The sequence below is a fragment of the Idiomarina aquatica genome (assembly GCF_003987185.1).
GTDB classification, from domain to species: Bacteria; Pseudomonadota; Gammaproteobacteria; order Enterobacterales; family Alteromonadaceae; genus Idiomarina; species Idiomarina aquatica.
Window position 1 is genome coordinate 157088 of the sequence record NZ_PIPS01000001.1, and the last position, 24537, is coordinate 181624.

24 protein-coding genes are annotated in these 24537 nt (G+C 53.3%); 8 read left to right on the forward strand and 16 right to left on the reverse strand.

Translation table 11 applies throughout. The features are described 5' to 3' along the window. Positions 1-19: 19 nt before the first annotated feature. Positions 20-388 (forward strand): histidine triad nucleotide-binding protein, encoded by a 369-nt coding sequence (locus CWE23_RS00810; RefSeq protein WP_126819134.1) that lies wholly within the window; start codon positions 20-22, stop codon positions 386-388. An 11-nt stretch (positions 389-399) separates the two neighbouring features. On the opposite strand, the gene CWE23_RS00815 is transcribed toward CWE23_RS00810, so the two are convergent. Both CWE23_RS00815 and ggt read right to left on the reverse strand, forming a co-directional pair. Further along, entirely contained in the window at positions 400-849 is a 450-nt protein-coding gene (locus tag CWE23_RS00815) for a hypothetical protein (protein ID WP_241970502.1), read from the reverse strand. Positions 850-851: 2 nt separating this feature from the next. Continuing rightward, positions 852-2624 (reverse strand): gamma-glutamyltransferase, encoded by a 1773-nt coding sequence (ggt, locus tag CWE23_RS00820; protein WP_126819135.1) that lies wholly within the window; start codon positions 2622-2624, stop codon positions 852-854. A 73-nt stretch (positions 2625-2697) separates the two neighbouring features. Between ggt and rrtA the strand changes: the two genes are divergently transcribed. After that, on the forward strand, positions 2698-3279 hold the full coding sequence (rrtA, locus tag CWE23_RS00825; RefSeq protein ID WP_126819136.1) for a rhombosortase: 582 nt from the start codon (positions 2698-2700) through the stop codon (positions 3277-3279). Here rrtA and CWE23_RS00830 read toward each other — a convergent pair. The 14 genes from CWE23_RS00830 to pspA form a co-directional block, all read right to left on the reverse strand. Further along, the gene (locus CWE23_RS00830; protein WP_126819137.1) at positions 3276-5783 is read right to left on the reverse strand and encodes a S9 family peptidase; all 2508 of its coding nucleotides are present in this window, start codon (positions 5781-5783) and stop codon (positions 3276-3278) included. The two genes, rrtA and CWE23_RS00830, sit on opposite strands and share 4 nt — an antisense overlap. Before the next feature lie 11 nt (positions 5784-5794). Next, the gene (gene maiA, locus CWE23_RS00835; protein ID WP_126819825.1) at positions 5795-6433 is read right to left on the reverse strand and encodes a maleylacetoacetate isomerase; all 639 of its coding nucleotides are present in this window, start codon (positions 6431-6433) and stop codon (positions 5795-5797) included. Then, on the reverse strand, positions 6433-7458 hold the full coding sequence (locus tag CWE23_RS00840) for a fumarylacetoacetate hydrolase family protein (RefSeq protein ID WP_105306245.1): 1026 nt from the start codon (positions 7456-7458) through the stop codon (positions 6433-6435). The genes maiA and CWE23_RS00840 overlap by 1 nt, the downstream gene beginning before the upstream one ends. A 3-nt stretch (positions 7459-7461) precedes the next feature. Next, positions 7462-8595 (reverse strand): homogentisate 1,2-dioxygenase, encoded by a 1134-nt coding sequence (locus CWE23_RS00845; RefSeq protein ID WP_126819138.1) that lies wholly within the window; start codon positions 8593-8595, stop codon positions 7462-7464. Next, positions 8588-9661 (reverse strand): 4-hydroxyphenylpyruvate dioxygenase, encoded by a 1074-nt coding sequence (gene hppD / locus CWE23_RS00850; RefSeq protein ID WP_126819139.1) that lies wholly within the window; start codon positions 9659-9661, stop codon positions 8588-8590. Before hppD ends, CWE23_RS00845 begins: the two co-directional genes overlap by 8 nt. A gap of 228 nt (positions 9662-9889) precedes the next feature. Then, positions 9890-11443, reverse strand: coding sequence for a transcriptional regulator TyrR (gene tyrR / locus CWE23_RS00855; RefSeq protein ID WP_126819140.1), 1554 nt, complete (start codon positions 11441-11443; stop codon positions 9890-9892). A 136-nt stretch (positions 11444-11579) separates the two neighbouring features. After that, a complete protein-coding gene (locus tag CWE23_RS00860) occupies positions 11580-11930 on the reverse strand; it encodes a 4a-hydroxytetrahydrobiopterin dehydratase (RefSeq protein WP_126819141.1) in 351 nt (116 codons plus the stop codon). 77 nt (positions 11931-12007) lie between these two features. Then, positions 12008-12811: a phenylalanine 4-monooxygenase gene (phhA, locus tag CWE23_RS00865; protein ID WP_105306240.1), complete on the reverse strand. Its 804-nt coding sequence runs from the start codon at positions 12809-12811 to the stop codon at positions 12008-12010. Positions 12812-12850: 39 nt separating this feature from the next. After that, a complete protein-coding gene (megL, locus tag CWE23_RS00870; RefSeq protein WP_126819142.1) occupies positions 12851-14086 on the reverse strand; it encodes a methionine gamma-lyase in 1236 nt (411 codons plus the stop codon). A gap of 124 nt (positions 14087-14210) precedes the next feature. Further along, the gene (locus tag CWE23_RS00875; RefSeq protein WP_126819143.1) at positions 14211-15203 is read right to left on the reverse strand and encodes a YcjF family protein; all 993 of its coding nucleotides are present in this window, start codon (positions 15201-15203) and stop codon (positions 14211-14213) included. After that, positions 15200-16582 carry a YcjX family GTP-binding protein gene (locus CWE23_RS00880; protein ID WP_126819144.1) on the reverse strand — a complete coding sequence of 461 codons (1383 nt, stop codon included), beginning with the start codon at positions 16580-16582 and terminating at the stop codon, positions 15200-15202. The genes CWE23_RS00875 and CWE23_RS00880 overlap by 4 nt, the downstream gene beginning before the upstream one ends. Then, a complete protein-coding gene (gene pspC, locus CWE23_RS00885; RefSeq protein ID WP_105306236.1) occupies positions 16579-16959 on the reverse strand; it encodes an envelope stress response membrane protein PspC in 381 nt (126 codons plus the stop codon). The genes CWE23_RS00880 and pspC overlap by 4 nt, the downstream gene beginning before the upstream one ends. Continuing rightward, a complete protein-coding gene (pspB, locus tag CWE23_RS00890; protein WP_105306235.1) occupies positions 16956-17192 on the reverse strand; it encodes an envelope stress response membrane protein PspB in 237 nt (78 codons plus the stop codon). Before pspB ends, pspC begins: the two co-directional genes overlap by 4 nt. 34 nt (positions 17193-17226) lie before the next feature. Next, positions 17227-17901, reverse strand: coding sequence for a phage shock protein PspA (gene pspA / locus CWE23_RS00895; RefSeq protein WP_126819145.1), 675 nt, complete (start codon positions 17899-17901; stop codon positions 17227-17229). Positions 17902-18111: 210 nt separating this feature from the next. Between pspA and pspF the strand changes: the two genes are divergently transcribed. The 6 genes from pspF to CWE23_RS00925 are packed head-to-tail and all read left to right on the forward strand — an operon-like array spanning position 18112 to position 24506. Next, on the forward strand, positions 18112-19200 hold the full coding sequence (gene pspF / locus CWE23_RS00900) for a phage shock protein operon transcriptional activator (RefSeq protein WP_105306233.1): 1089 nt from the start codon (positions 18112-18114) through the stop codon (positions 19198-19200). A gap of 7 nt (positions 19201-19207) precedes the next feature. Continuing rightward, positions 19208-20812 (forward strand): ABC transporter substrate-binding protein, encoded by a 1605-nt coding sequence (locus tag CWE23_RS00905; RefSeq protein ID WP_241970503.1) that lies wholly within the window; start codon positions 19208-19210, stop codon positions 20810-20812. Beyond that, positions 20809-21837, forward strand: a complete 1029-nt coding sequence (locus CWE23_RS00910; RefSeq protein WP_126819146.1) for an ABC transporter permease — start codon at positions 20809-20811, stop codon at positions 21835-21837. The genes CWE23_RS00905 and CWE23_RS00910 overlap by 4 nt, the downstream gene beginning before the upstream one ends. Beyond that, positions 21824-22717: an ABC transporter permease subunit gene (locus CWE23_RS00915; protein ID WP_105306230.1), complete on the forward strand. Its 894-nt coding sequence runs from the start codon at positions 21824-21826 to the stop codon at positions 22715-22717. The genes CWE23_RS00910 and CWE23_RS00915 overlap by 14 nt, the downstream gene beginning before the upstream one ends. After that, entirely contained in the window at positions 22717-23709 is a 993-nt protein-coding gene (locus CWE23_RS00920; protein ID WP_105306229.1) for an oligopeptide/dipeptide ABC transporter ATP-binding protein, read from the forward strand. The genes CWE23_RS00915 and CWE23_RS00920 overlap by 1 nt, the downstream gene beginning before the upstream one ends. After that, complete coding sequence (locus tag CWE23_RS00925) at positions 23706-24506, forward strand: ATP-binding cassette domain-containing protein (protein ID WP_105306228.1); 801 nt, start codon at positions 23706-23708, stop codon at positions 24504-24506. Before CWE23_RS00920 ends, CWE23_RS00925 begins: the two co-directional genes overlap by 4 nt. Positions 24507-24537: the final 31 nt, after the last annotated feature.

A 24537-nucleotide genomic window follows, 5' to 3' on the forward strand; every position in this document is an offset into this window, starting at 1 on the left:
ATTTACCAAGGAATGTACTATGGCTGAAGAAACCATTTTCAGTAAGATCATAAACCGAGAAATCCCCGCTGACATCGTCTACGAAGATGACATTGCACTGGCGTTTAAGGACATTAATCCGCAAGCACCGGTGCATCTGCTGATCATCCCGAAAAAGCCGATTGCGACCATTAACGACATCGAAGAAGAGGATGCGGACATTGTCGGTCACCTGTACATTGTCGCCGCCAAACTGGCGGTACAACATGGCTTTGCCAAAGACGGTTACCGCTGCGTGATGAACTGTAACGAACACGGTGGCCAAACCGTTTATCACATTCACCTGCATTTACTTGCCGGCAAACCGATGGGCTGGCCACCCTACACCGATGTTATGAAGAAAGCCTGAGCACGGTGCTGCTAAGGCCGGTAGCGTGGGTCAAGAATTTGATCCACGCGCCAGGTACCCTCTTCCTGCACCAGTACCACGTCACGACTGTCCTTAACGTTATCGCCTTTGTATTCACCTTCGAAAATCACCGTCGCCCGCAGTTCCTGCTTGTTGTTTAAATAAGGCACGATGGAATCCGCTTCGACCGTTAATTCGACACGATCATAGTAACGACCCAGCACGTAACGTTCGACGCCGCTTAGCGTGGCGTAATGCTCGATCAGGCCATCCATCCGTTCAGAGGCAAAGCGCTTCGCTTTGTTGAGATCGTCATCACGATATATGGCCTGGTAAAAGCCCTTGATAGCAGCGGCTTCCTCGGTTTCTGCGTCACCGTCACCGTAGCCCCGTTCAACCTCACCGCAGCCGACTAAAGTTAACGCCGTTACCATTGCCGTTGCTAATACTGTCACGCGCATCCTCAGTCTCCCTTAACCGTGCCTTCACGGCGTGGGTCGGCACCGCCAACCAACGAGCCGTCGGGCATCAGGCTGATGCCGTGCAAACCACTATTAAGATCGATCACACGCACCTCATGACCGCGTTGTTGCAACGGCTCGGCGTGGTCGGCAATGGCACGACCTTTTTCCAGCGAAGTATAGTCGTTGCGATTCGTCACATGACCCATATTGATCGCTTGCTGCATGTCCAAGTTCCAGTCCAGCAGACCAACCAGTGTCTGAGTTACATAATTAATGATGCGACTGCCTCCCGGAGAACCCAGCGCATGCAGTACCTGCTGGCCGTTCTGATCCAACACCACAGTCGGTGCCATCGAACTGCGCGGACGCTTGCCCGGCTCTACCCGGTTGGCGATTTTAACCGAACCGTCCATCGGCACCAGCGAGAAATCGGTGAGCTGGTTATTGAGCAGGAAGCCACCGGCCATCACGGTCGAACCAAAACCCATTTCGATACTGGTGGTCATCGATACCACGTTGCCATCGGCATCAACAATGCTGATGTGGCTGGTGTTCGGCAATTCATAGGCGACATCCTGCTGGTATTCAGGCACCAACGCGCCACCGGGTGTTGCTTTGCCCATATCTTCTTCGCCAATCAACGCGGCGCGTTCGGCAAGGTAGTCATCATTCAGCATCGCCGTGACCGGAACGTCAACAAAATCGGGATCGGCAATCCACTGATTGCGATCGGCAAAAGCCAACCGCGAAGCCTGACTGAATAAATGCGTTGCTTCCAGGCCATTTACCGGCAACTGGTCAAACTCAAAGTTTTCTAGCACGCCCAAAGTCTGGAGCGTGGTTAAACCACCGGAACTTGGCGGGCCCATACCGCAAACACGGTACTGGCGATAATCGTCACATACCGGTTCACGCAATTTGGCCTGATAATTGGCGAGGTCCTGCAGGCTGAGTTTGCCGGGCGCAATCGGACTGTTCTGCACCGCATCAACAATCATCTCGGCGATCGGCCCTTGGTAGAAGGCATCGGCGCCCTGTTCGGCGATCAGTTGCAGGGAGTCTGCGTAGTCCGGGTTCTTCAACCGTTCACCGGCTGCAAGCGGTTCGCCATCGGGGAAGAAGTAGGCACTGGCGGCCGGCATTTTCTTCACCCCGGGATTGATTTCCATGGCCACCAGCTTAGCCAGTCGCGGCGACACCTCAAACCCCTCTTCGGCCAGCTCAATGGCGTCGTCAAATAATACCGACCAGTCGCGCTTGCCCCAGCGCTCATGCGCCAGTTCCAACCCGCGGAGCAGCCCCGGCGTACCTACCGAACGGCCACCGACTACGGCATCAATCCAGCGCGGCGGTTTACCGTTTTCGTCCAGAAACAAAGCCTCGGTGGCCGCCATAGGCGCGGTTTCCCGTGCGTCAATGCTGTACAGCTTTTTATCCTCAGCGTGCCAGTACAGAATAAATGCTCCACCACCGATGCCCGATGATTGCGGCTCGGTTAACCCCAGCATCGCCTGCACTGCAATCGCGGCATCAATGGCCGAACCGCCGGCTTTCAGTACCTGATAGCCGGCTTCGACCGCATGCGGATTGGCCGCTGCAACCATGTAATCTTGCGCGGTTACGGCGGTTTTGTCGGTAAACCCGGTTGCTGCTTCCGGCTCCCGCACTTCAACCCCGGAGGAGGCTGAGCTGAGTTCCGAACCGCTGTTACAGGCGGTCAATGAGGAAGCAAAGGCGAGCGCGATGAGGCTGGTTTTAAGGTTTAATTTCATGCATTTCCTTTTTCTTTACCGCAATTTGCCTCTATCATACGAAGCCATGGGTATTGGTGCAATGAGATCGAACATGGAAAAACTACAACACGGCGTTTTTGCGCTTATATTGGCTGTTATCGTAATGGCGGTTTTACAACTGATGCCGCAATGGCACGATGCGCTGACGTTTCATAGCGAGTCGGCATTAAGCCAGGGCTGGCCGTTGATCAGTGCTCACTTTATTCACCTCGACTGGACCCATGCGCTGTTTAACTATCTTGCGCTGGCGGTTATCGTCGCCATCTGGCATCGTCATTTAAACAGCCGCTGGTTGCTGAACGCGATGCTGCTCAGTGCGGTCACCATCAGTCTGCTGCTGTTATTTTTTGAGGTACAGTTTGTCGGTTTATCCGGTGTCATTCATGGCTTGCTGCTGTACTGCCTGATTCGCGATGCCAAACAACACCGCTGGATGTGGCTGTTGGTTGTCGTCGTGCTGGCCAAAGTGGTGGCAGAATTGCTGGGCTGGCGTCCGGCACATTTCGTCGGCGACGATGTCGCGTTAATTCATGCCGCAGGCCTGGTCAGTGCCTTAGTGCTGTTAAAACTGGAACGGCGCCGCTTAAGCGACGCCGTTCCCGAACCGTTAAAAAACAAAAACGCTGAGCGCTAATCGCGCTCAGGTTTCAGGTTTTCTTCGAACAACTTGAAGATACGACGGTATTCGTTCAGCCAGCTTTCCGGCTGACGGAAGCCATGCGGTTCGACCGGATAAATGGCCGTTTCCCAATCGGTCTTCTTCAGCTCAATAAGACGCTGTACCAGACGCACGCTGTCCTGGAAGAAAACGTTGTCATCGATCATCGGCGCGTTGATCAACAACGCGTCCTGCAGGCCTTCCGCGAAATAAATCGGTGAACTGCGACGATAGGCAATGGTGTCGTCCTGTGGCAGGTTCAGAATGTTTGAGGTGTAGCCAACGTTATAGTGGGCCCAATCCGTTACCGGACGCAATGCCGAGCCGGCTTCAAACAAACCCGGTTCCTTAAACAACGCCATAAAGGTCAGGAAACCACCGTACGAACCACCGTAGGTACCCAAACGATCACCATCCACGTTCAGTTCGCGCTGAAGGTAATCGGCAACATCCACCAGGTCTTCCACTTCCGGCGTGCCCATTTGGCGATAAATTGCGGTACGCCAGTCGCGGCCGTATCCTTTCGAACCCCGGTAGTCGAGATCCGCAACCACATAACCGTGCTTATTCAGCAAGCTATGGAACATAAACTCACGGAAGTAATTTGACCAACCCAGATGAGCGTTCTGCAGATACCCGGCACCGTGAATGAAGACCACCGCCGGGTACGCTTCAGCGCGGTCAGCGTCGAAGTCTTCAGGGGTGTAAATGCGGGTATAAATCGGCCGCTCGACATGGCTTGACGGTACCCCGACCACATCCGGTGCGGTCCAGTCGATGCTGAGGAATTTCTCAGACACGGTAAAGGTCTTACGCTCTGGCGCATCGCCCGGCTGAGTCGATTTGTGATAAAGCTCCGGTGGCATCAACGGCGTTGAGTGCGTCAACAGCAGTTGATCATCGGTCGGGCTCAGTTCAAACGCGGTCATACCGCCCAAATCGGTCAACGCTTCAGGCTTACTGCTGCCGTCGGTTTTCACCCGATAAACTTCGTAAATGCCCGGATGGTCGATGTTGGCCTGAAAGTAGAAGTACTCCGCATCCCGGCTCAGTTCAGCGGTTTCGACCACATAGTCACCTGCGGTCAGTTGCTGGCGGTCTCCGTTCAGCGGCTTCACGTACAGGTGCGAGTAACCGTCGGCTTCGGACATAAACCATAGGGTTTCGGTGTTCAGCCAACCAAATTCGTTATGGGTATAGTTAATCCAGGCGTCGTCGTGCAGACGATCCTGAGCGACCAGTTTTTTACCGGCAAAGTCCACCGTCGCGATCCAACGGTCTTTGTTGTCCCAGGCTTCCAGCATTACCGCCAGCTGCGTACCGTCTTCATTCCACTGCATGGCGCCGTTTTCCCAGCCCCAGTCAGCCATCAGATGAATCGCACGCGGCTTTTGCTCCGACTCATAGTCTTCACCACGAGCCTCGTGGTTTTCGCGCTTGACCTCGGCCAGTACGTCTTCATTCCAGCCCGGCAAGGTATTGTACGTCAGCGTGGTGTCGCTGTGGTTTTGCAAATCCAGAATCACCAGTTGCTGTTCATTCGGCTTAGCATCGGCGACACGGCGGCGCACCCGTTCACTGGAGACGCGACCATCTTCGTTGATGTAGTTTGGCATGATGTCGCCGTCTTCGCGCCAGGCCTGCGGCTCACTGATGGCGGCAATGATTTTATCACCACGTGGCGACAAACGGGCATCAACCAGCTGTTTGGATTTATCCAGATAAAACGGTTTTGGTGCCAGCGTTGGGTTTTCCGCCTGCAATTGCTGTTCACGCTCAAATCGCTCGGCCGCTGCCTTACGCTCTTTCTGCACAAACTGGATAAGCTGTTGCTCTTCACGGGCCAGGTAATCGGCGGCTGGTTTATTTGCCTGTGGTGCGTCTTCAAACTTGATTGACGCCACCTGGCGGCTCGCACCGGTATTCACGTTCACCACGTAAAAGTCGTTACCCTGCTGATAACTCAGGCTACCATCCGTCATCGCCTGCAGATTGTGCTGACGGGCTTCATCGCGGGTCAATTGGCGTACGCTGTTATCCGCAAAACGGACAAACACATTACCTTCGTAGGTATAGGCTATCCAATCGGCAACGGCTGAACGCTCGGTTTCGTCAGCGACGTAGAAATGATAATCCGACAAGGGTACCCGCTGGGCATCACCCTGAGCATTTTTTATCACCATTAAGTCACGAATGTCACTGCCTTCGCGCTTCTGGTAAAACAGCATATCGTTGCCGTCCAGGCTCCAGAAGGCGTTCTCCGGAAAACGACCCATCCAGTCCGGATCGGCCATGATTTGTTCCATCGTCAGCTCGGCCGTACCCTGAGCACTGGCAAGCGGGTCGGCACTGACGGTTTGTACTTGCTTGGACGTGGCTGCCGGAGCCATTGCCGCGCCGTCATTAGCGGGCGACGTAGATGCGCAAGAGGCGGCTAATAATGCCGCCCCTATTGCAATCACTAAACGTGATTTAACCATGTGTTTATTCCTTATTGTGCGTCTGGCTGATTCTCTGGACGTGCCTGCTGCACCGCCTGCAACTGTTGTAAGCGGTCGTTGACAGCGGTCAACGTCGGGTAGTCGTCTAACGGTACCTTAAAGCGTTGCGCGTTGTACACCTGCGGCAACAGGCAGATATCTGCCAATGTTACCGAATCTCCGTAGCAATATTCACCGGCAGTTTCGGTCAGCCGCTGTTCAAATGCGGTGAAAGCCGTGTGTACCCAGTGATGAATCCAGTCATTGCGCTGTTCATCTGAGCAATTGAGGGTTCCGGTCAAGTATTGCAGCACCCGTAAGTTGGTGATCGGTTGCAGTTCGCAGGCCAGGTCATACGCGAGGGCGCGTGCCTTGGCGCGATCAACCGGATCCGATGGTAACAAAGGTCGCTGCGCGTAGCGCTCATCCAGGTATTCGATGATTGCTAACGATTGATTCAGGGTAACGTCATCATCAACAAAGGTCGGCACCAGGCTTGCCGGATTGAGCTTTTTGTATTCGGGGGTATGCTGTTCACCGCCGTCTTTAACCAGGTGTACGGGCTGATAGTCAAACGGCAGTTTTTTTAAATAAAGCGCCAGCCGGACACGAAAACTGGCGCTTGAGCGCCAGTATCCATAGAGCTTCATCATTGTGACGGTCCTTTATATTCCACCACTTTTTGATCAATGGCACCAAAGATGGACTGACCGTTGGGGTCTTTCATTTCCATATGAATGGTGTCGCCGAATTTCATGAATTCAGTGCTGGGCTTGCCGTCACGGATGGTTTCGATCATGCGGACCTCGGCAATACAACTGTAGCCGACGCCGCCTTCTTCGATGGCAGTACCGTGGTCGGTGCCCTGTTTGTTCGATACCGTACCCGAGCCAATGATGGCACCGGCGCCAAGGTTACGGGTCTTCGCCGCATGTGCGACCAATTGAGCAAAATTGAAGGTCATGTCTTCGCCGGCATTGGGTTTGCCAAACGGCTTGCCGTTGTATTCTGACAGCAACGGTAGATGCACTTTATTGTCGCGCCAGGCGTCACCCAGCTCGTCCGGAGTGACCGCGACCGGTGAAAACGCTGACGATGGCTTGCTCTGGAAAAAGCCAAAGCCTTTGCCCAACTCACCCGGGATCAAGCCGCGCAGTGACACGTCGTTCACCAGCATCAGTAACTTAATGTGCTCGCCGGCCGCTTTGGCGTCGATGCCCATTGGCACATCATCGGTAATGACCGCGATTTCACCTTCAAAGTCGATGCCCCACTCGGTGCTGGCCATCTGAATTTCGTCGTGTGGTCCCAAGAAGTCGTCGGAGCCACCTTGATACATCAGTGGATCTTCCCAAAAGCTGGGCGGCATTTCGGCGCCACGAGCCTTACGCACCAGCTCAACGTGGTTAACATAAGCACTGCCGTCAGCCCATTGATAAGCACGCGGCAACGGTGATTCACACAGCACCTGCTCAAAGGTCACTTCACCGTCAACACGGCCCGCGTTGAGCTGCTGGTAAACCTCATTGAGCTTCGCTTCAACGTCATCCCAGTTATCAATGGCTTCCTGCATACAGGAGGCGATTGCGGGCACGGCAACGGCGCGTGTCAGGTCTTTACTGACAACCATTAACTGGCCGTCACGGGTTCCATTTCGGTATGTGGCTAGTTTCATAAATTATTTTTTCTCCTGCCAACTGTAAACGTAGTCGGGATTCTCGACCGCCAATGCGGCGTTACTCATTTCCAGCGCATTGCGGGTATCAAGCATCACCGCAACTTCGTCAGTGAATTTCTTTTTGTACTCACGCCCGGCTTTAAAGGCTTTCGGGTGCGGGCCATGGGTAAAACCTGCCGGATGGAAGGTTACCATACCACGATCGATGTTATCGCGACTAAAGAAGTCACCCTCGTGATAGAACAGCACTTCATCGTAATCGTCGTTGTTGTGATAGAACGGCACTTTGAGGGCGCCCGGATCCGATTCAATCGGCCGTGGCACAAAGGTACAAACCACAAAGCCGTCCGCCACAAAGGTGGTGTGCGCCGACGGTGGTAAGTGATAGCGATGGCTCATTAACGGGCGGATATCGCGCCAGTTTAAGCGTACCGGTGCCAGATCGCCGTGCCAGCCAATGGCATCCAACGGGTTGTACGGATAGGTGATGGTACTGATCTGTTGATGACGTTTGACATACACCTGCCAGCGCTGTTCGCTGTACTGCGCTTTGAACGCATCATCAATGGCCGGAGTATCCAGTACCGCCGGATCAAACACTGCATGATTACCGACAATGCCTTTCTCCGGCAGCTGATAGGCGCCGTTAGTGGCCTCAATCATCAGCAGTTCCATTTTTTCGTCCGGCTCTAACCGCCAATTGGTTGAGCGCGGCAACATAAAGTAGTCGCCCTTAACCAGATGGATATGGCCGTAATCGCAGAACAAATGACCGCTGCCCTCATGAACGAACAACAGATCGTCACCGTCGGCATTACGCACCAGGTACTTCATGTTTTCCGAACAATGCCAGATGCGGAACTTACACTGACTGTTCGACAGCAGGTCTGGCGTCAGCCAAGGATTTTCCGGCGCCTGTTCGGTCAATTTGTTGAAGTCAAAGGCACGCGGTTTTAGCGGCCCTTCCCACTCCGACCAACCGGTCGGCGCATGTTGATGATGGAAGTGCGTCGCAGGGCCAAAAAAGCCGCTGCGACCCGCTTCGCGCTCATAAATGGCCTGCTCCGGAAAGTCAGCATGGGCTTGTCGTGACGACGTCCCTTCCTGCTTCGGGAAGCTGATCCATTTACGCATCGCTCAATACTCCACGGCGAATTTGATCTTCCTCGATACTCTCGAACAGCGCTTTGAAGTTACCTTCGCCAAAGCCTTCATTGCCTTTACGCTGAATGATTTCGAAGAATACCGGACCAATCACGGTCTGCGTGAAAATCTGCAGCAAAATACCGTCTTTCATCGGGGCACCGTCGATTAGGATGCGTTGTTCGCGCAGCGCATCAACGTCTTCTTCGTGACCCTCAACACGCTCATCGATTTTCTCGTAGTAGGTGTCCGGCGTGTCCATAAAGTTCATGCCAATGGCGCGCAAGTCTTTAACGGTTTTGTAGATGTTGTCTGAGGTCAGGGCGATGTGCTGAATACCCTCGCCTTTGTACTCACGCAGGTACTCTTCGATTTGTGACTTGTCGTCGTGCGATTCGTTGATTGGAATGCGGATTTTGCCGCACGGTGCGGTCATGGCGCGGCTCAACAAACCGGTCAGTTTACCTTCGATGTCAAAATAGCGGATTTCACGGAAGTTACCGATGCGCTCGTAGAAGCCGGCCCAGGTATCCATGTTGCCGCGGAACACGTTGTGCGTCAGGTGATCGATTTCGTACAGACCCGCCGCGTGTTCTTTCATTTTGCTTTCCCAGTTATCGTAAAACTCGAAATGCTGATGATAAATCTCGTGGTTGTCGTAGTTGTCGATAAAGTACAACACGCTCTCGCCGATGCCGTACACGGCTTTGGCACCGTCGATGACGCCCTGTTCGGCAGGAAATGCTTTGGCGCCATTGGCCACGGCGTGGTCAAACGCATGCTTAGCATCTTTTACACGCCATGCCATACCACAGACGCTGGGACCGTGGTCTTTGGCAAATTCTTCTGCCTGGCCACCCGGCTCAGCATTAACGATGAAGTTAACGTCGTTTTGTTTGTACAGCCAGGCTTGCTTGGTTTTGTGCTTGGCTACTTCGGTAAAGCCCAGTTTATCAAACAGGTCTTTCAGTGCGTCGATGCCTTTTTGATCCGGAGCGCTGTACTCAACGAATTCAAAGCCATCGGTATTCAGTGGGTTGGTCATTACATCTGACATGGTTTTATCCTTCCTGTTATTCGGTGTTGTTTTTTATGTCCCTTACACTGTAGGAGGATGCCGTGTCGATGGCGAGCTTTGCTCAACTGGCGAAATTTTAGTCCGCCACAGGCTTTTTGTAACGTTTGATTTACAAATAAAAAAGGCGTCTGCAAACACATACAGAACGCCTTTCGGTCGATTTTGGCGTGTAAATATTATTTTACAACGCTAATTGAATGTCCGTTTTTATTTACGCTGGCGTTGTTTACCGATGCCGTAGTCGCGCAGCTTGTTGGCCACTGCGGTGTGCGACAGCCCCAACCGCTTGGCTAACTGGCGGGTGCTCGGAAAGCTTGGGTACAGACGTCGTAAAATGCTGGACTCAAACTGCCGTACCGCTTCATCCAGGGTAAGATCGTCCATATCAACCGCCAGCGGTTCATTACCACTGTGTGTTTCGGGTAAGCGCACATCGGCGGCTTCCAGAGTGTTTCCTTCTAGCATGGAAACCGAGCGGAACATGGTATTTTCCAATTGCCGCACGTTACCCGGCCACTGATAGCGCCGCAGTTTTTCGCGCGTCGCACGACCCAGCTTGACCTGACTGCGACCCAGGGTTTTGCAAGCTTGCGCAACAAAGTGTTCGGCCAGCAACATGATGTCCGAGCCACGTTCCCGCAATGGCGGCAACTGCAATGACAACACGTTTAGGCGGTAATACAGATCCTCACGGAATTTGCCTTGTTCGACCAGCGCATAGAGCTGATCCTGAGCGGTACAAATAACCCGCACGTCGACACTGACCTCCTGCTCCTCGCCGATACGACGAAACACGCCGTCTTCTAGAAAGCGTAACAGCTTCGCCTGCAGACTGATGGACATTTCACCCACGGAGTCCAGCAGCACGGTGCCACCGGCGGCCTGCTCCAACACACCGGACTTGCGCGTGCTTTGATGACTGAGGCTACCTTCACCGTGGCCGAACAGTTCGCTTTCCGCCACATTGTCGGGCAACGCCGCGCAATTAATGGCTAAAAACGGTTTCTCAAAACGACTGCTGGCGTAATGGCAGGCCTTCGCCAGCAGTTCTTTACCGACGCCGGTTTCGCCCTCGATCAACAACGGTGCATCCAGTTCCGCCATGCGTTGTGCATCTTTCAGCACCCGTTTGATGCTGGCATGCTCGGTCAGAATACCCGCAAAGGCTGACTGGTTGTCGCCGCGCTGCCAGGTCGCGGTAATCGGCTCGGTTTTACAGGTTATCACCGCTCCGGCAAAGGTTTCGCTGCCGTCCTCACCGGTTACCCAAATCGGTAACAGCTGGGCGTGATATTCGTCATGACCGATCAAAATGGCTTCGTAGGTCGGTTCTTTTGGCTGTTTTTCCAGCCAGCGCAGGATCGAGAAGCCATGAATGTATTGGTTAATGACCTCGCCTTTGAGATTTTCGCCCTGGCCGCTGAGCAACTGCGCACCGGCATCGTTAATGATGTCGATGCAACCTTTAGTATCAATGGATAACACCGGGTCGGGCAAGGTACTGAGCAGCAGACTGAACTCAAAATGCTCGCGTTCAAACGGCATGTAGGGAATGGTCTTAACGTCTTTTACATTGGGAATGCGCCGAATTTGCGGCATTAAGTGACTGAAGTCCTCAAACGCCAATTCGGGGAAATTTAGAAAGATCTTACCGCGCGGGTCCACTTCGATACCACGTAAGTCAATCTCGTGGTCACGCAATATTTGCAGCACGTCCTGGCAAATGCCTAAGCGGTCGTCGCAGCTAATCTCTAATCTCATATCGGGTTGTCACCGGTTCGTCAAAAAACGTCTTGTAAAGCAAATGATACAGCAAAGTGACGGTGACAGATAGTAAAAACCCCAGCACTCGGCCGGGGTTTTATTCCATTGGTCGAATTATTCGGTGTGCGCCTGGTTACGCGGAGTCTTCATCAAGTACTTTGTCGGTTTTCGCCGCCATAATGAAGTCGTTGCGATGCAGGCCGTCAATGGCGTGAGTCCACCAGGTAACGGTGGTTTTGCCCCACTCGGTGGTAATCTCCGGGTGGTGCTTTTCCTGCTCGGCAATCTCGCCGACACGGTTGGTGAACGCTAATGCCTGACGGAAGTTTTTAAATGTATACTCCCGTTGCAGCATCATCACGCCGTCACGGGTGATCGGTGTCCATTCAGGAATTTCACGCATCAGTTCTTTCAGTTCGTCGTCACTGACCTTAGGCACATCACCACGGCAGGCTTCACACTTCTCGCTGTCTAGAGACATCATTGCTCCTTTCATGTTTGGTAAATGAGTTACTGTGCTTGCGCCACCGGCGCAAGCCATTGAACCTTATCTGGCGCTCGCTACGCGACGTCGGTCTTTGGTTTTGGCGGAAACTTGGGTTCAAATAATCCCAGCTCCATCGCCTCCTGTACCAGCGCCATAATATCCATATCGGAAATTTCGTAAAGTTCATCGACGCTTTCTATGGTGTAGTAGATCGGCTGGATGATATCAATCCGATACGGTGTGCGCAGCGCATCCAAGGCTTTTAAGGGTTTACGCTCCGGCTTATCACTGTTCACCGCGTATTCGGTTTCTGCCGGAGACGACAGAATACCGCCGCCATAAATGCGCAGCCCTTGTGCGGTTTTCATCAGACCGAACTCGACCGTAAACCAATACAGACGGGCAAGATACACCCGCTCTTTCGGCGATGCCGCATAACCCAATTTACCGTATTGATGGGTGAAATGCGCAAACGCCGGATTGGTCAGCAGTGGGCAGTGACCGAAGATCTCATGGAAAATATCCGGTTCCTGCAGGTAGTCAAATTCTTCCCGCGTACGAATAAAGGTCGCCACCGGGAACTGTTTGTTCGCCAACAACCGGAAAAACTCATCAAACGGGATCAACGCTGGTACTGCAGCGACCTGCCAGCCGGTTTCGCGTTCCAGCACCGCATTAATTTCGTGCAACTGTGGCAGTCTATCCTTGGGCAGATCCAGTAATTCGAGTCCCTTCATGTACTCGTCACACGCTTTCCCGGGAATGCATTTTAGCTGACGCTCTACCAGGTCATGCCAAATCGCATTCTCTTCGTCGGTCCAATGAATGATGCCATTCTCGTCCGGCTGTTTGGATACGTACTTACTTTCTTTACCCATACCTTCCTCTTGTTCTGTGAAACGTAATTATGACCCGGCTTATGCCGTTTGTTGCCAGCGCTGTTGGCTGGCTGTTAATGCTTGTTGTAAGTCAGCGATGATGTCATCGGCGGCTTCCAGACCAACAGCAATGCGCACCAGCGTGTCGGTTATGCCGGCCTTTTGTCGTGCTTCCGGCGTGTACGGCGAGTGCGTCATTGACGCAGGATGCTGGATCAGCGTTTCGGCATCACCCAGGCTCACCGCCAGCGGAATCATCTGCAACTGATTGAGAAAATAGCGTGCTTGTGCCTCGTCACCTTCCAGTTCCAGCGCAATCACCGCCCCCGCATGTTTCATTTGCGTGCCGATAAGATGATGGTGTGGGTGATCCGCCAGTCCCGGATAATACACTTTCCGTACCCCCGGGTGCTGCACCAGAAAATCCGCCACTTTCTCGGCGTTTTCACAATGCCGCTGCATCCGCACGTCTAATGTTTTCAAGCCTCGCAAAATCAGCCAGGCATCGTGCGGGCTGATGGTCGCGCCCATATCCTTAAGCGTAGTGCCCTTAATCAGCGCGATGTCTTCGGCGCTGCCGCAGACGATGCCGGCGACCACGTCTCCATGACCGTTTAAAAACTTGGTGGCACTGTGCACCACCAAATCGGCGCCCTGTTGTTTCGGTTGCTGTAACAGCGGCGTCATAAAGGTATTGTCGACGATAAGGCGAATATCGCGGCCGGCGATGACCTGACTGACAGCCGCAATATCGACCAGTTTTAGATGCGGGTTCGCCGGCGTTTCTAAAAATACCAGCCGGGTGTTGTCCTGCAGCGATTGCTGCAAGGCATCAGTGTCGTTAAGGTCGACAAAGTCGGCGTGCACGCCGAAGCGTTCAAACAGTTCGCTGAACAACGCAAAACTGCAACCGTAAATGGCATCGGATACCACGATGTGGTCACCGGCCCTTAAAAAGGCCATGGTACAGGCTGCAATCGCGCCCATACCGGTTGCCGCAGCCGCCGCAGCTTCGTAGCCTTCCAGCTCTGCCACCCGGGTTTCCAGTTCATGGGTGGTCGGATTGCCGAGACGGCTGTAGATATACCCGGCCTCTTCACCGGCAAAACGCGCCGAACCTTGATCCGCATCAGCGAATTTAAAGGTTGATGTCTGATATAACGGCGATGCCAGTGCGCCGTGAGGATCATCATGGCCGCTACCGGCATGAATCACCTTGGTCGCCAATTGCCACTGTTTTTTATTGTTATTATTTTTGTCGTGATGCGCTGTCATATTGACCCGTTTATAACCACTTTTTTTACAATGTTGTTAACACTAAGAGTGCATTGCGGGGTCTGTTATTGGCAACAAAAAAGCCCGCAACAAGTGCGGGCTTTACTGTAACGGAAATTTTCCACTAGGGTTTATGCGGCTCATTTGGGGTACGTGTCGAGGCGCGATAAATGCCCGGCAATAACTGGCTGAGCTGGGTTAACAACTCTTTCTGTAAGCGCCCATAACCGGGTCGTTTAACATGGTGGAAGGGTAACGGTCGGGTCAGCGACATCACCTGAAACCCCAACCGCGCGGTCAATAAGCCGGCCCCCAACCCTTGCCCGGCGCGGGCCGACAATTTACTCATCAACTCGGCACTGAGCCATTGGGTACCTACGTCAACCACCAGTTCGCTGATGCCGGCGTAGGCCAGGTTAGCCAGGATCTGACGCCATAAACGTACGCGGCTCCAATAGCCCAGCTCGACACCATAACAGCGTGCGACATCCGCAATCATGCGCTGATTACGCCACAGCAATAACAGCATATCGGCAATTGAACTGGGGCTAACCGCAACCAGCGCTGCGGATTCCGCCGCCCGTTTGCTGATGATGCGCTGGGCCTGCTGATCAACCCGACTGAGAATGTCCTTCTCGAAGCGTTCCTGACGTTCATCGTCGTTCCAGTAGGGTTGCTCGATTTGCTGCCAGAGCACGTGTAAATCCGGGTGCTTCAGATCGGCTAATAGCTGCGCCGGTGCCGTGTGCTGCTGACGCTGCCAGCGGCGCTTAAGGCGCCGCAGCAACAACCATTCTCGCCCGATAAAATAGCCTAAACTCAGCAACGCGATACCTAAACCGCTCGCCCACAACGCGCCGAGCAGCCAGTGCTGCTGAAAACTTTCCAATAATAATAAGGTTGTTTCGATCGATACCGCCGCCAGCAGTAACAGCAGACTGATCAGCAGCCAGCGTCGCACTCGCCGGTTGGGCGAACTCGTTAGCGGTTCATTGATGCTAAGCGCATCGGCATGTGCTTGAGGCGTATCTGCCTCATCCACGTCGACGGCGGCTGCCGGTTCCTGATCAGGGTCATAATAGGTCAGTTGCGCCTTACCTTGTTTTGGCTGGCTCATAACAGTTTGTCCCCAAGTAGGTATTCGAGTAATTGATCCAGGCGCACGTGCGGCAAGGGTGACTGGCCGCTGACAAACTGCGGCGACAGTCGTGGGTAGGCGAAACCTTGCGCCCATGCCTCACGATCCGGCCAGTTTGCCGGCACCGTTGGTGCGCCGATACGCACGCGCTGCCCTGCTTCATCGCAACCGTCCAGCACCACCGTGCCATCGGCCAGTTTACCGGGCTGCGCCACGGCAATGCCGGACACCGCAAACAACTGATAGCTGATGCGTTCAAAGTCCAACTGCTGTCGGCTTTGTTGCAGCAATTGACCCAATAACTGACGCATGGCGCTGTGTTGCTCCGGTGCGACGTGATCAGCTTTTGATGCGACCAGCGCTACTCGGTCAATTTGTGGTGACAGTAACCGTTTCAACAACGAATTATTGCCGTATTCAAAGCTTTTCATTAACTCGCCAAGGGCTAAGCGCAACTCAGACAAGGCATCTTCCCCGGCCTGCAAGGCCGACAATAGGTCCACCAAAACGATTTGCCGGTTATAGTCCTGAAAATAATTTTTATAAAACGGTTTGATGACCTGCTGTTGATAGTAGCTAAACTTCGCTTCTAACGAGTCGCGCCATGCTGCCGGCAGGCTCAGGTGTTGTGGCCAGGGGAAAAAGTCCAGTGCCGGCGCATCCGCCAGTTCGCCGGGCAGCAGATGACGTCCTGGCTGCAAAAAGTACAGGCCAAATTCCTGTTTGCAGCGTTGCAGTTGCTGCTGATAATCACGTGCCAGACGGCGCAGGGTTTCATCAGTGTCCTGACTCTGCTCAATACTGGCTGCCACCCGTGCCTGCCAGTCCGCAAAAATCTGTTGTCGCACGCCCTGTTGTGCCAGCCGGCTTTGCTGCTCGCTCCACTGCTGATAGGTTAAGCCCAGCATCGGCAAGTCCAGCAACCATTCACCCGGGTAATCGATCAGATCCAGTGTCAGCCGGCGGGTATCACTGAGTTTACTGGCCAGTCCTTTATTCGGTTTGTACTTTAATTCCACCCGAATTTCGCTGACATCACGGGTCGACTGCGGCCAGCCCGGCGTTTCGGCAGTCAGAGCGGCGATGGCGGTCTCATAATCGAAGCGTGCAACGGACCACTGACTGCTCGGAACCAGCCTTGCGCCCTGCAAGCGCCGTTCGGAACGCACCGCCCAGTAGGGCAAGCGGTTGCTGTCATTGGCGTACAACATCTGCTCCAGCAGCCCGGTCAACAACGCCGTCTTGCCGGCGCCGCTTAAGCCGGTGACGGCCAGGCGGACATGACGATCGAGCCCGCGGTCGAGAAGATCGCGGGCTCGTTTAGAAACCTGTTCGGCTAACTTTTCCGTTCGGCTCACAGCTTACTGAATTCCTTATGTAAGTTGTACTGGTTCGAGGTCACGTACTTTTCCATCCGTTGCAGTTCCTGTTCCAGTTCACTCAGTTCCTGGTTCAGTTCCCGAAACGCGCGGTGTGGTGGCTCGCCGGCCTGATACACACTGCTTTTTACATTAACATGGTGTGCCTGTGACAACTGTGCCGGCGCCTTGTCCAGTATCAGCCAGCCGGCCACATACAAAATGAAGAAAAAGCCACTTGAGAAGATAAAGCCGGTGAAAAACACCACGCGAACGATCCAGGCCTCAACATTCAAGTAGTCGGCAAGACCGGCGCAAACGCCGGCCAGCTTGCCTTTTTCGGTATTACGACGCAATTCACGTTTGCCTGAGCTCATATGTGCTCCCTCCAATTGGGCGCATCGGCGTCCAGAATGCGTTCCAGCGTCTTGATTCTGTCACGCATTTTTTCAACCTGTTCAGCCATTTGGTTTAACTGCATGCGCTCTTCGTCACTTAAACCTTTGTTCACCTGCTTCTTGCTGCGGTAATGCAGAATCAGCCAGATGGGTGCGACAAAAATCGTGAATAAGATAATTGGCGCAACTAACAGTCCTAAAATGCTTTCCATAATCCGTTCCTAGTCGAGTCGATTAGCGTTGCGGTTACTCGCCGCCTTTTGCTTTGGCTTTCATGCGAGCTTTTAACGCTTCCAGCTCATCATTCACTTTGCCTTCGTTTTCCAGCTCAGCGAACTCGTCGCGCAACGTACGTTTGCCTAAATCATAGGATTCAACCTGTGCTTCGATATCATCAATCTTAGCTTCGTAACGGTCAAATTTTTCCATCGCATCGTTGACTTTATTACTGTCGACCTGCTGCTTAACCGCAAGACGGCTGGTCGCTGTCTTCTGGCGCATCAGAATGGTTTTCTGACGAGCTTTAGCATCGGCTAACTTTTCCTGTAACTGACCGATTTCGTCGTTCAGTTTATCCAGGCTTTCGTCAACACGGTCGATTTCGTGCTGCAACGATTCAACCACTTGCTGCGCTTTTTGTTTTTCAATCAACGCCTGCTTAGCCAAATCTTCACGCTCTTTAGACAGTGCCAGCTCGGCTTTGCTTTCCCAGTCCAGCACTTCGTGTTCCGCGCGCTGCTGCTGACGCTGCACGTCTTTTTTCTCGGCCAGTAAACGAGCGGAGGTAGAACGCACTTCAACCAGTGTGTCTTCCATTTCCTGAATGATCAGGCGCACCATTTTTTGTGGATCTTCTGCTTTATCCAGAAGCGAGTTGATATTCGAGTTCACGATATCGCTAAAACGTGAAAAAATACCCATAATAATTACCTCACAGTTGGTGTTTCGAATAAGTGGCCATGATTGACCTCTGCTGTTAGGTATTCAACAATCAGGCCAACTTTTAAATTCGACTTAACCATCTGTTTTTGTTAGATTTTTATTGAAATAAAACGATTGTCCGCTTGCACTTATTTGTAAGTTCGACTAATAATTGGCAAAAATAACTATAAAAATGGGATTTTACCTAACATGAGCCAATTTCGCCAAAAGGATAACCTCATCGGTCAGTCCAACAGCTTCGTCGAAGTGTTGGAACACGTCTCGCAAGTGGCTCCGCTGAATAAACCGATCCTGATCATCGGTGAGCGCGGTACGGGTAAAGAGCTGATTGCCCAGCGCTGCCACTTTCTGTCGCAACGCTGGGATCAGAAATACATTACCCTAAACTGCGCATCCCTTAACGATAACTTACTCGAAAGTGAATTATTTGGCCACGAAGCCGGCGCCTTTACCGGTGCCAGCAAACGCCATGAGGGTCGTTTTGAACGCGCCGACGGTGGCTCGTTGTTTTTGGACGAGCTGGCCAATACGTCGATGCTGGTGCAGGAAAAACTGCTGCGGGTGATTGAATACGGCGAATTTGAACGCGTCGGTGGTTCACGCCCGGTAAAAGTCGATACCCGCTTAATTGCCGCCACCAACGAGGATTTACCGACGTTGGCGGAACAGGGCAAGTTTCGCCACGACTTACTCGACCGGCTGGCGTTTGATGTGATTACCCTGCCGCCGCTGCGCGAGCGTCAGGAGGACATTCTGGTGCTGGCGGAACACTTTGCCATTGCCATGGCGCGGGAATTGGAATATGAATTGTTCAGTGGCTTTACCGAAAAAGCAAAGCGGTTGTTGCTGGAGTATGATTGGCCGGGTAATGTACGGGAGCTGAAAAACGTCATCGAACGCAGTGTCTATCGGGTCGGTAACGGTCATATTCCGGTCTCGGAGATTGTACTTGATCCCTTTGACAGCCCGTTCCGTCCGCAGGCGCGGCCAGCCAACCCTGCAACCACAACGCCGACAGCGGCAGCAACTCCGGCCGCGGCAACAACAGCGCCGGCACCCGCGGCGGCGGTCGCCGAGCCGCGCTTGGACGTCAGTGAGCCACTGGATTTAAAACAGGAATCACAAGCGTTTGAAATTCGGGTGTTGAAAGAGGCCCTCAAACAGTGTCAGTTTAACCAGAAGAAGACCGCGAAGCATTTAGGATTAACCTATCATCAGTTACGGGGTTATCTTAAAAAATATCAACTACTGGAAGGTACCAACGGCGATAATGATTAATCTGCGAATGACGCTGCCTTTAGTGCTTGGTCTATTCAGCATTGCCTGCAGTAATGAACAACAATTGCCCGAGCCGCTTCGAAAAGGGCTGGTGTACTGCTCTGAGGGTAATCCGGAAGGGTTTAACCCGCAACGTATTACCTCAGGCACAACCGTCGATGCCACTGCGGCGCAATTGTACGATCGCCTCATCGATTACGACGCCGAAACGCAGCAGTTTGTGCCGGCATTGGCCGAACAATGGCAGGCGCTCGACAACGGTACCCGCTACCGCTTTCAATTACGCGACGGCGTGGCCTTTCATAGCACAGCCTATTTTACCCCGTCGCGGCCGTTTAACGCCGACGACGTGATCTTCAGTTTTAACCGCTGGCTGGACCCAACGTCGCTGTACCATAACGTTGGTGGCGGCAATTACCCATTTTTCACAGCAACCGGGCTGGATAAATTGATCAAACGGGTGGTGAAAGTCGACACCATGACCATTGATATTATCCTTAACAACGCTGACAGCTCCTTCTTAGCCAATCTGGCCACCGATTTTGCCGTGATTCTGTCGGCGGAATACGCTGGCCAATTGGCAGTCGACGGAACCCCGGAACGTATTGACCATCAGCCCATCGGCACCGGTCCCTATCGCTTTGCCGCTTATCGTAAAGATTACTTTATTCGCTATAACCGCAATCCGGATTACTGGCGTGAAGGCCCGCAAATTGAACATCTGGTGTATTCGATAACGCCCAACGCCAATAAACGGATGTTAAAACTGGTGACCGGCGAATGTGACGTTATCCCCTACCCTTTGGTCAGTAAATTGCAGTCGCTGAACCAGGCGCAAATTGAAGTGAAATCAGAGGTAAGCCCGAACGTGGCGTTCTGGGCCTTTAACACGCAGAAAAAGCCTTTTGATGATCCCACCGTGCGCCAGGCGCTGAGCCACGCCATCAATCGACGTGCCATCATCGACGCCATCTATTATGGCAGCGCCGAGCGTGCTGACTCGATTTTGCCGCCGACCTCGTGGGCATACAGTGCCAATGGTAGTGACGTTGATTATGACCCCGAGAAAGCGCGCCAACTGCTGCGTCAGGCCGGCGTTCGCGATGGCTTCCGGATGACCATTTGGGCCATGCCGGTGCAGCGGGTTTATAACCCAAACGCCCGTCGTATGGCCGAGCTGATGCAGTCGGACCTGGCTCAGGTTGGCATCGACGCCCGCATTGTCAGCTACGAATGGAACAGTTTCCGCCGCCGCCTGAGTCGCGGCGAACACGATACGGCGCTGATTGGCTGGTATGCGGATAATGCCGACCCGGATAATTTCTTCCGCCCGTTGCTCAGTTGCGCCGCCGTTGCCATTGGCAGTAACCGCGCTAACTGGTGTCATCCCGGTTTCGACCAAATTTTACTGGAGGCCATCGCCACCACCGATACCGAGACACGCCGCCAGTTGTACCGTTCGGCGCAGGATCTGCTGAACCAGCAGGTGCCGTTATTGCCGATCGCCCACTCGATGCGCTATCAAGCGCAACAGGACTTTGTCACCGGGGTTGAGCTGCCTCCTTATGGCGGCATCAGTTTTCGGCGAGCCGGCAAGGAGCTTAAGCCATGACGCGTTTTTTACTGCACCGACTGATTTATTTTACGCTGGCGTTGTGGTTGCTGACGGTGTTCAGTTTTCTGCTCAACTGGCTGTTTCCCGGCGACGTGATCACCAATATGTCCGGTATCCGCGCCATCAGTGACAGCTACGCCAGCGAATTCGCGTTACGCGGCGGTGACGATAATCTCGTCATGCAATACGTTTATTACCTGCAAAATCTGATCAACTTTGACTGGGGTTACTCGCTGGTCAGCCAACAGCCGGTGTGGCTGGAAGCTTCCCGCACCTTTATGGCAACCGCCGAAATCTTACTATTGGCCTTGCTACTGGCCTTGGTGGTCGGGCTGCCGCTGGGGGCGCTAGCCGCCATGCGTTATCACTCCGGTGTCGACAAGACCATTGTTTCAATCGCGGTCGGGGGTTACTCGATTCCGGTGTTCTGGCTGGCTCAGCTATTGATTTTGCTGTTTGCGGTGAAACTGCGCTGGCTGCCCATTACCGGCCAAATCGACCCGCTGTTTTTGATCGAACCTCAGTCGGGTTCAGTGTTGCTCGACATTGCCCTGAGTGATTCGGCGCATAAAGCGGCAGCTTATCGCGATGCCCTGGCTCATATGGTGTTGCCGGTGATTGTACTGGCCAGCCTGCCGGCCATGCTGTTGTTGCGGATGATGCGCAACACCACCGTCGAAGTGATGCAGCAGCCCTACATTAAAGCCGTTCGTGCCCGAGGCCTGTCGCCGTTGCGGGTAGCGGTTAAACACGCTATCCCCAATGCCATTCAGGGTATTCTGCAACAACTGACCTTTATCTTCGGTCTGATGTTAGCCAATGCCGTGATTGTCGAGTCCATTTTTAACTGGCCCGGTATCGGCTCCTGGCTGCTGAAGGCCATCATTGACCGGGATTATCCGGTCATTCAGGCCGCCTTGCTGATCCTGGTTGCCACCACATTGTTTGCTAATCTGCTGTTTGAACTCTATCGCGGTTGGCGCTTCCCGATTGTCAGAGAGGAACGTTATGGCGCAACCTGACCTGTATTACCGGGATAATAATCCCTCACCGCTGCAGTTGGTCTGGTACTCGTTTCGCAGCCGCATTGCTGCCATGGTGGCGTTGTGGTTTTTGATCATTTTGCTGGCGGTGACCTTATTGTCACCGCTGCTGGCTCCCTTTGATCCGGCGCAGCAATTTACCGACGCCATTTCGCTCCCGCCGTCGTGGACCGATGCCGGTAATATGCAATATATGTTCGGTACCGATGACCTTGGCCGTGATATGTTGTCGCGACTGCTGATTGGCTCGGTTTACAGCTTTGCGCTGCCATTGGCTACGGTCATTGTCGCCTCGACCTTTGGCATTTTCATGGGCGCTGTCGCCGGTGTTGATCGCAACTTTAAATATCAAGTATTCGGCCAGGTCTTTGACCGGGTATTAACCATTCCATCGTTTTTGCTGGCACTGGTGATCATCGCGATTTTGGGTCCGGGTCTGGGCAATGCCATCATCGCCATCACGCTGTCGTTAATTCCGCAGTTTATTTATGTCACCCGCAACGCGGTACACAGCGAATGGCAAAAAGACTACGTCACTGCGTCGCGTTTGAATGGCTGCTCCAATACCTATTTGATGTATCGGGTGATATTACCCAACATCACACCGGCGTTGGTGATGCAACTGACGGTAGCATTATCGGTATCGATTATGGACATAGCCGCTCTCAGCTTCCTTGGTCTTGGCGTGCAACCACCGACGCCGGAGTGGGGCTCAATGCTGTCCCGCAGTCTTGATGAGGTGTACTTATCGCCCTGGTCGATGGTGTTGCCGGGGATTACGCTGTTCTTGACCATCACCGCCATCAATGTGGTCGGCGACAGTCTGCGCCGCGCAATCAAACAACGGATGGAGAACTGATGGATTTACTGGATATTCGTAACCTCACCATCGAACTGGATATGCCGCAAGGTCGGGTACGCATTCTCGACCGCGTAAACCTGCAACTGAAGGCCGGTGAAATCCACTCCATCGTGGGCGAATCCGGCTCCGGTAAAAGTTTGCTGGCTAAAGCCGTGATTGGCGTTATCAACCCGGCCTGGCACGTCACCGCTGACCGCCTGTGGTGGAACGGCCAGGATTTACTGGCCATGAACAGTAAGCAGCGACGCGCCGTCACCGGCCGGGACATGGCGATGATTTTTCAGGATCCGGCCGCGTATCTCGACCCCAACAACACCATCGAGCAGCAAATTGATGAAGCCATCCCTAAAGGTGACGTCACCGGTACGTTTCTGCGCCGGCGCATCGATCGTAAAACCCGTGCACGACAATTGCTGCACCGGGTCGGTGTGCGCGACCATGATAAGGTGTTAAAAAGCTATCCGTTTGAGTTGTCCGAAGGTATTGCGCAAAAAGTCAGTATTGCGATTGCCGTGGCTCACCGTCCAAAACTGTTGATCGCCGATGAGCCGACCACCGCGATGGAGCCGTCAACCCGCGACCAAATCCAACGTCTGCTCACCAAATTGGCGGTCAGCCAGGATATGTCGGTGTTACTGATCACTCAAGATGTGGCGTCGATTTTGCCGGCCACCCAGAACCTGACCCTGCTGTATTGTGGGCAGTTAATGGAAACCGGTGATGCGCAGACCATTCTGGAACGGCCGGCGCACCCTTATACTGATTCGATGATTCGTATGTCATTGCAAAATCAGGACGATTTACCCCGCAAATCGCGCTTACCAACTTTACCGGGAGCGGTCCCTACCCTGCGACATATGCCGATTGGCTGCCGTCTGGGGCCGCGCTGTCCGTACGCGCAAAAACAATGTGTGAAAGCACCGGTGGCGCAGATCCGTGACGAGCAACTGTTTCATTGTCATTTTCCGTTAAACGAGCCGCAATCATGAGCCATGTACTGGAAGTAAAAGGCCTTAGCAAAACGTTTCGTGGTCGCCGCGATTGGCCCTGGAGCCCGAGATCCGTTGCGCTGGAACCCACGTCGTTTACGCTCGAGGCCGGCGAAACACTGGCGATCATGGGTGAAACCGGCTCCGGTAAGTCGACTCTGGCGAAACTGGTGGCCGGAGTCGACAACGCGTCCTCCGGCGACATTTATTTGAACGGCCAGAAGCTGTATGACAACAACACCAAGCAGCGCTGCCAGAATATCCGCATGATTTTTCAGGACAGCGAGAAATCGCTCAACAGTCAGCGCACCATCGGACAACAGCTGGAAGAGCCGCTGCTGTTTAATACCAGCCTGAGTGCCGCGGAACGCGATGATTACGTAAAGAAAATTTTACGGAAGGTGGGATTGCTGGCCGAACATTACGAGTTTTACCCGCACATGTTGTCCACCGGTCAAAAACAACGTGTTGCCATTGCTCGCGCGATTGCTCTGGAGCCGCAAATCATCGTGGCCGACGAGGCGCTGGTCGCACTGGACCCATCCGTTAGAGCACAAATTATTAACCTAATGCTCGATCTCCAGCAGGAAATGGGTATTTCGTACATTTTCGTGACACATTCGCCGCAAATCGTGAAACACATTGCTGACAAGATCTTAATTTTGTATCGTGGTAAAATGATCGCGTTTGAGAAAACCGAACTATTACTAACAGAACCGCAACAACCTTACGTAGAACAGTTGTTGCATGAACACTTAACGACAGAACACTTAAACCAAAAGCGACAGAAGCGCTAACGTCGCTACAACTAAAATTAAGGGAGTTTAA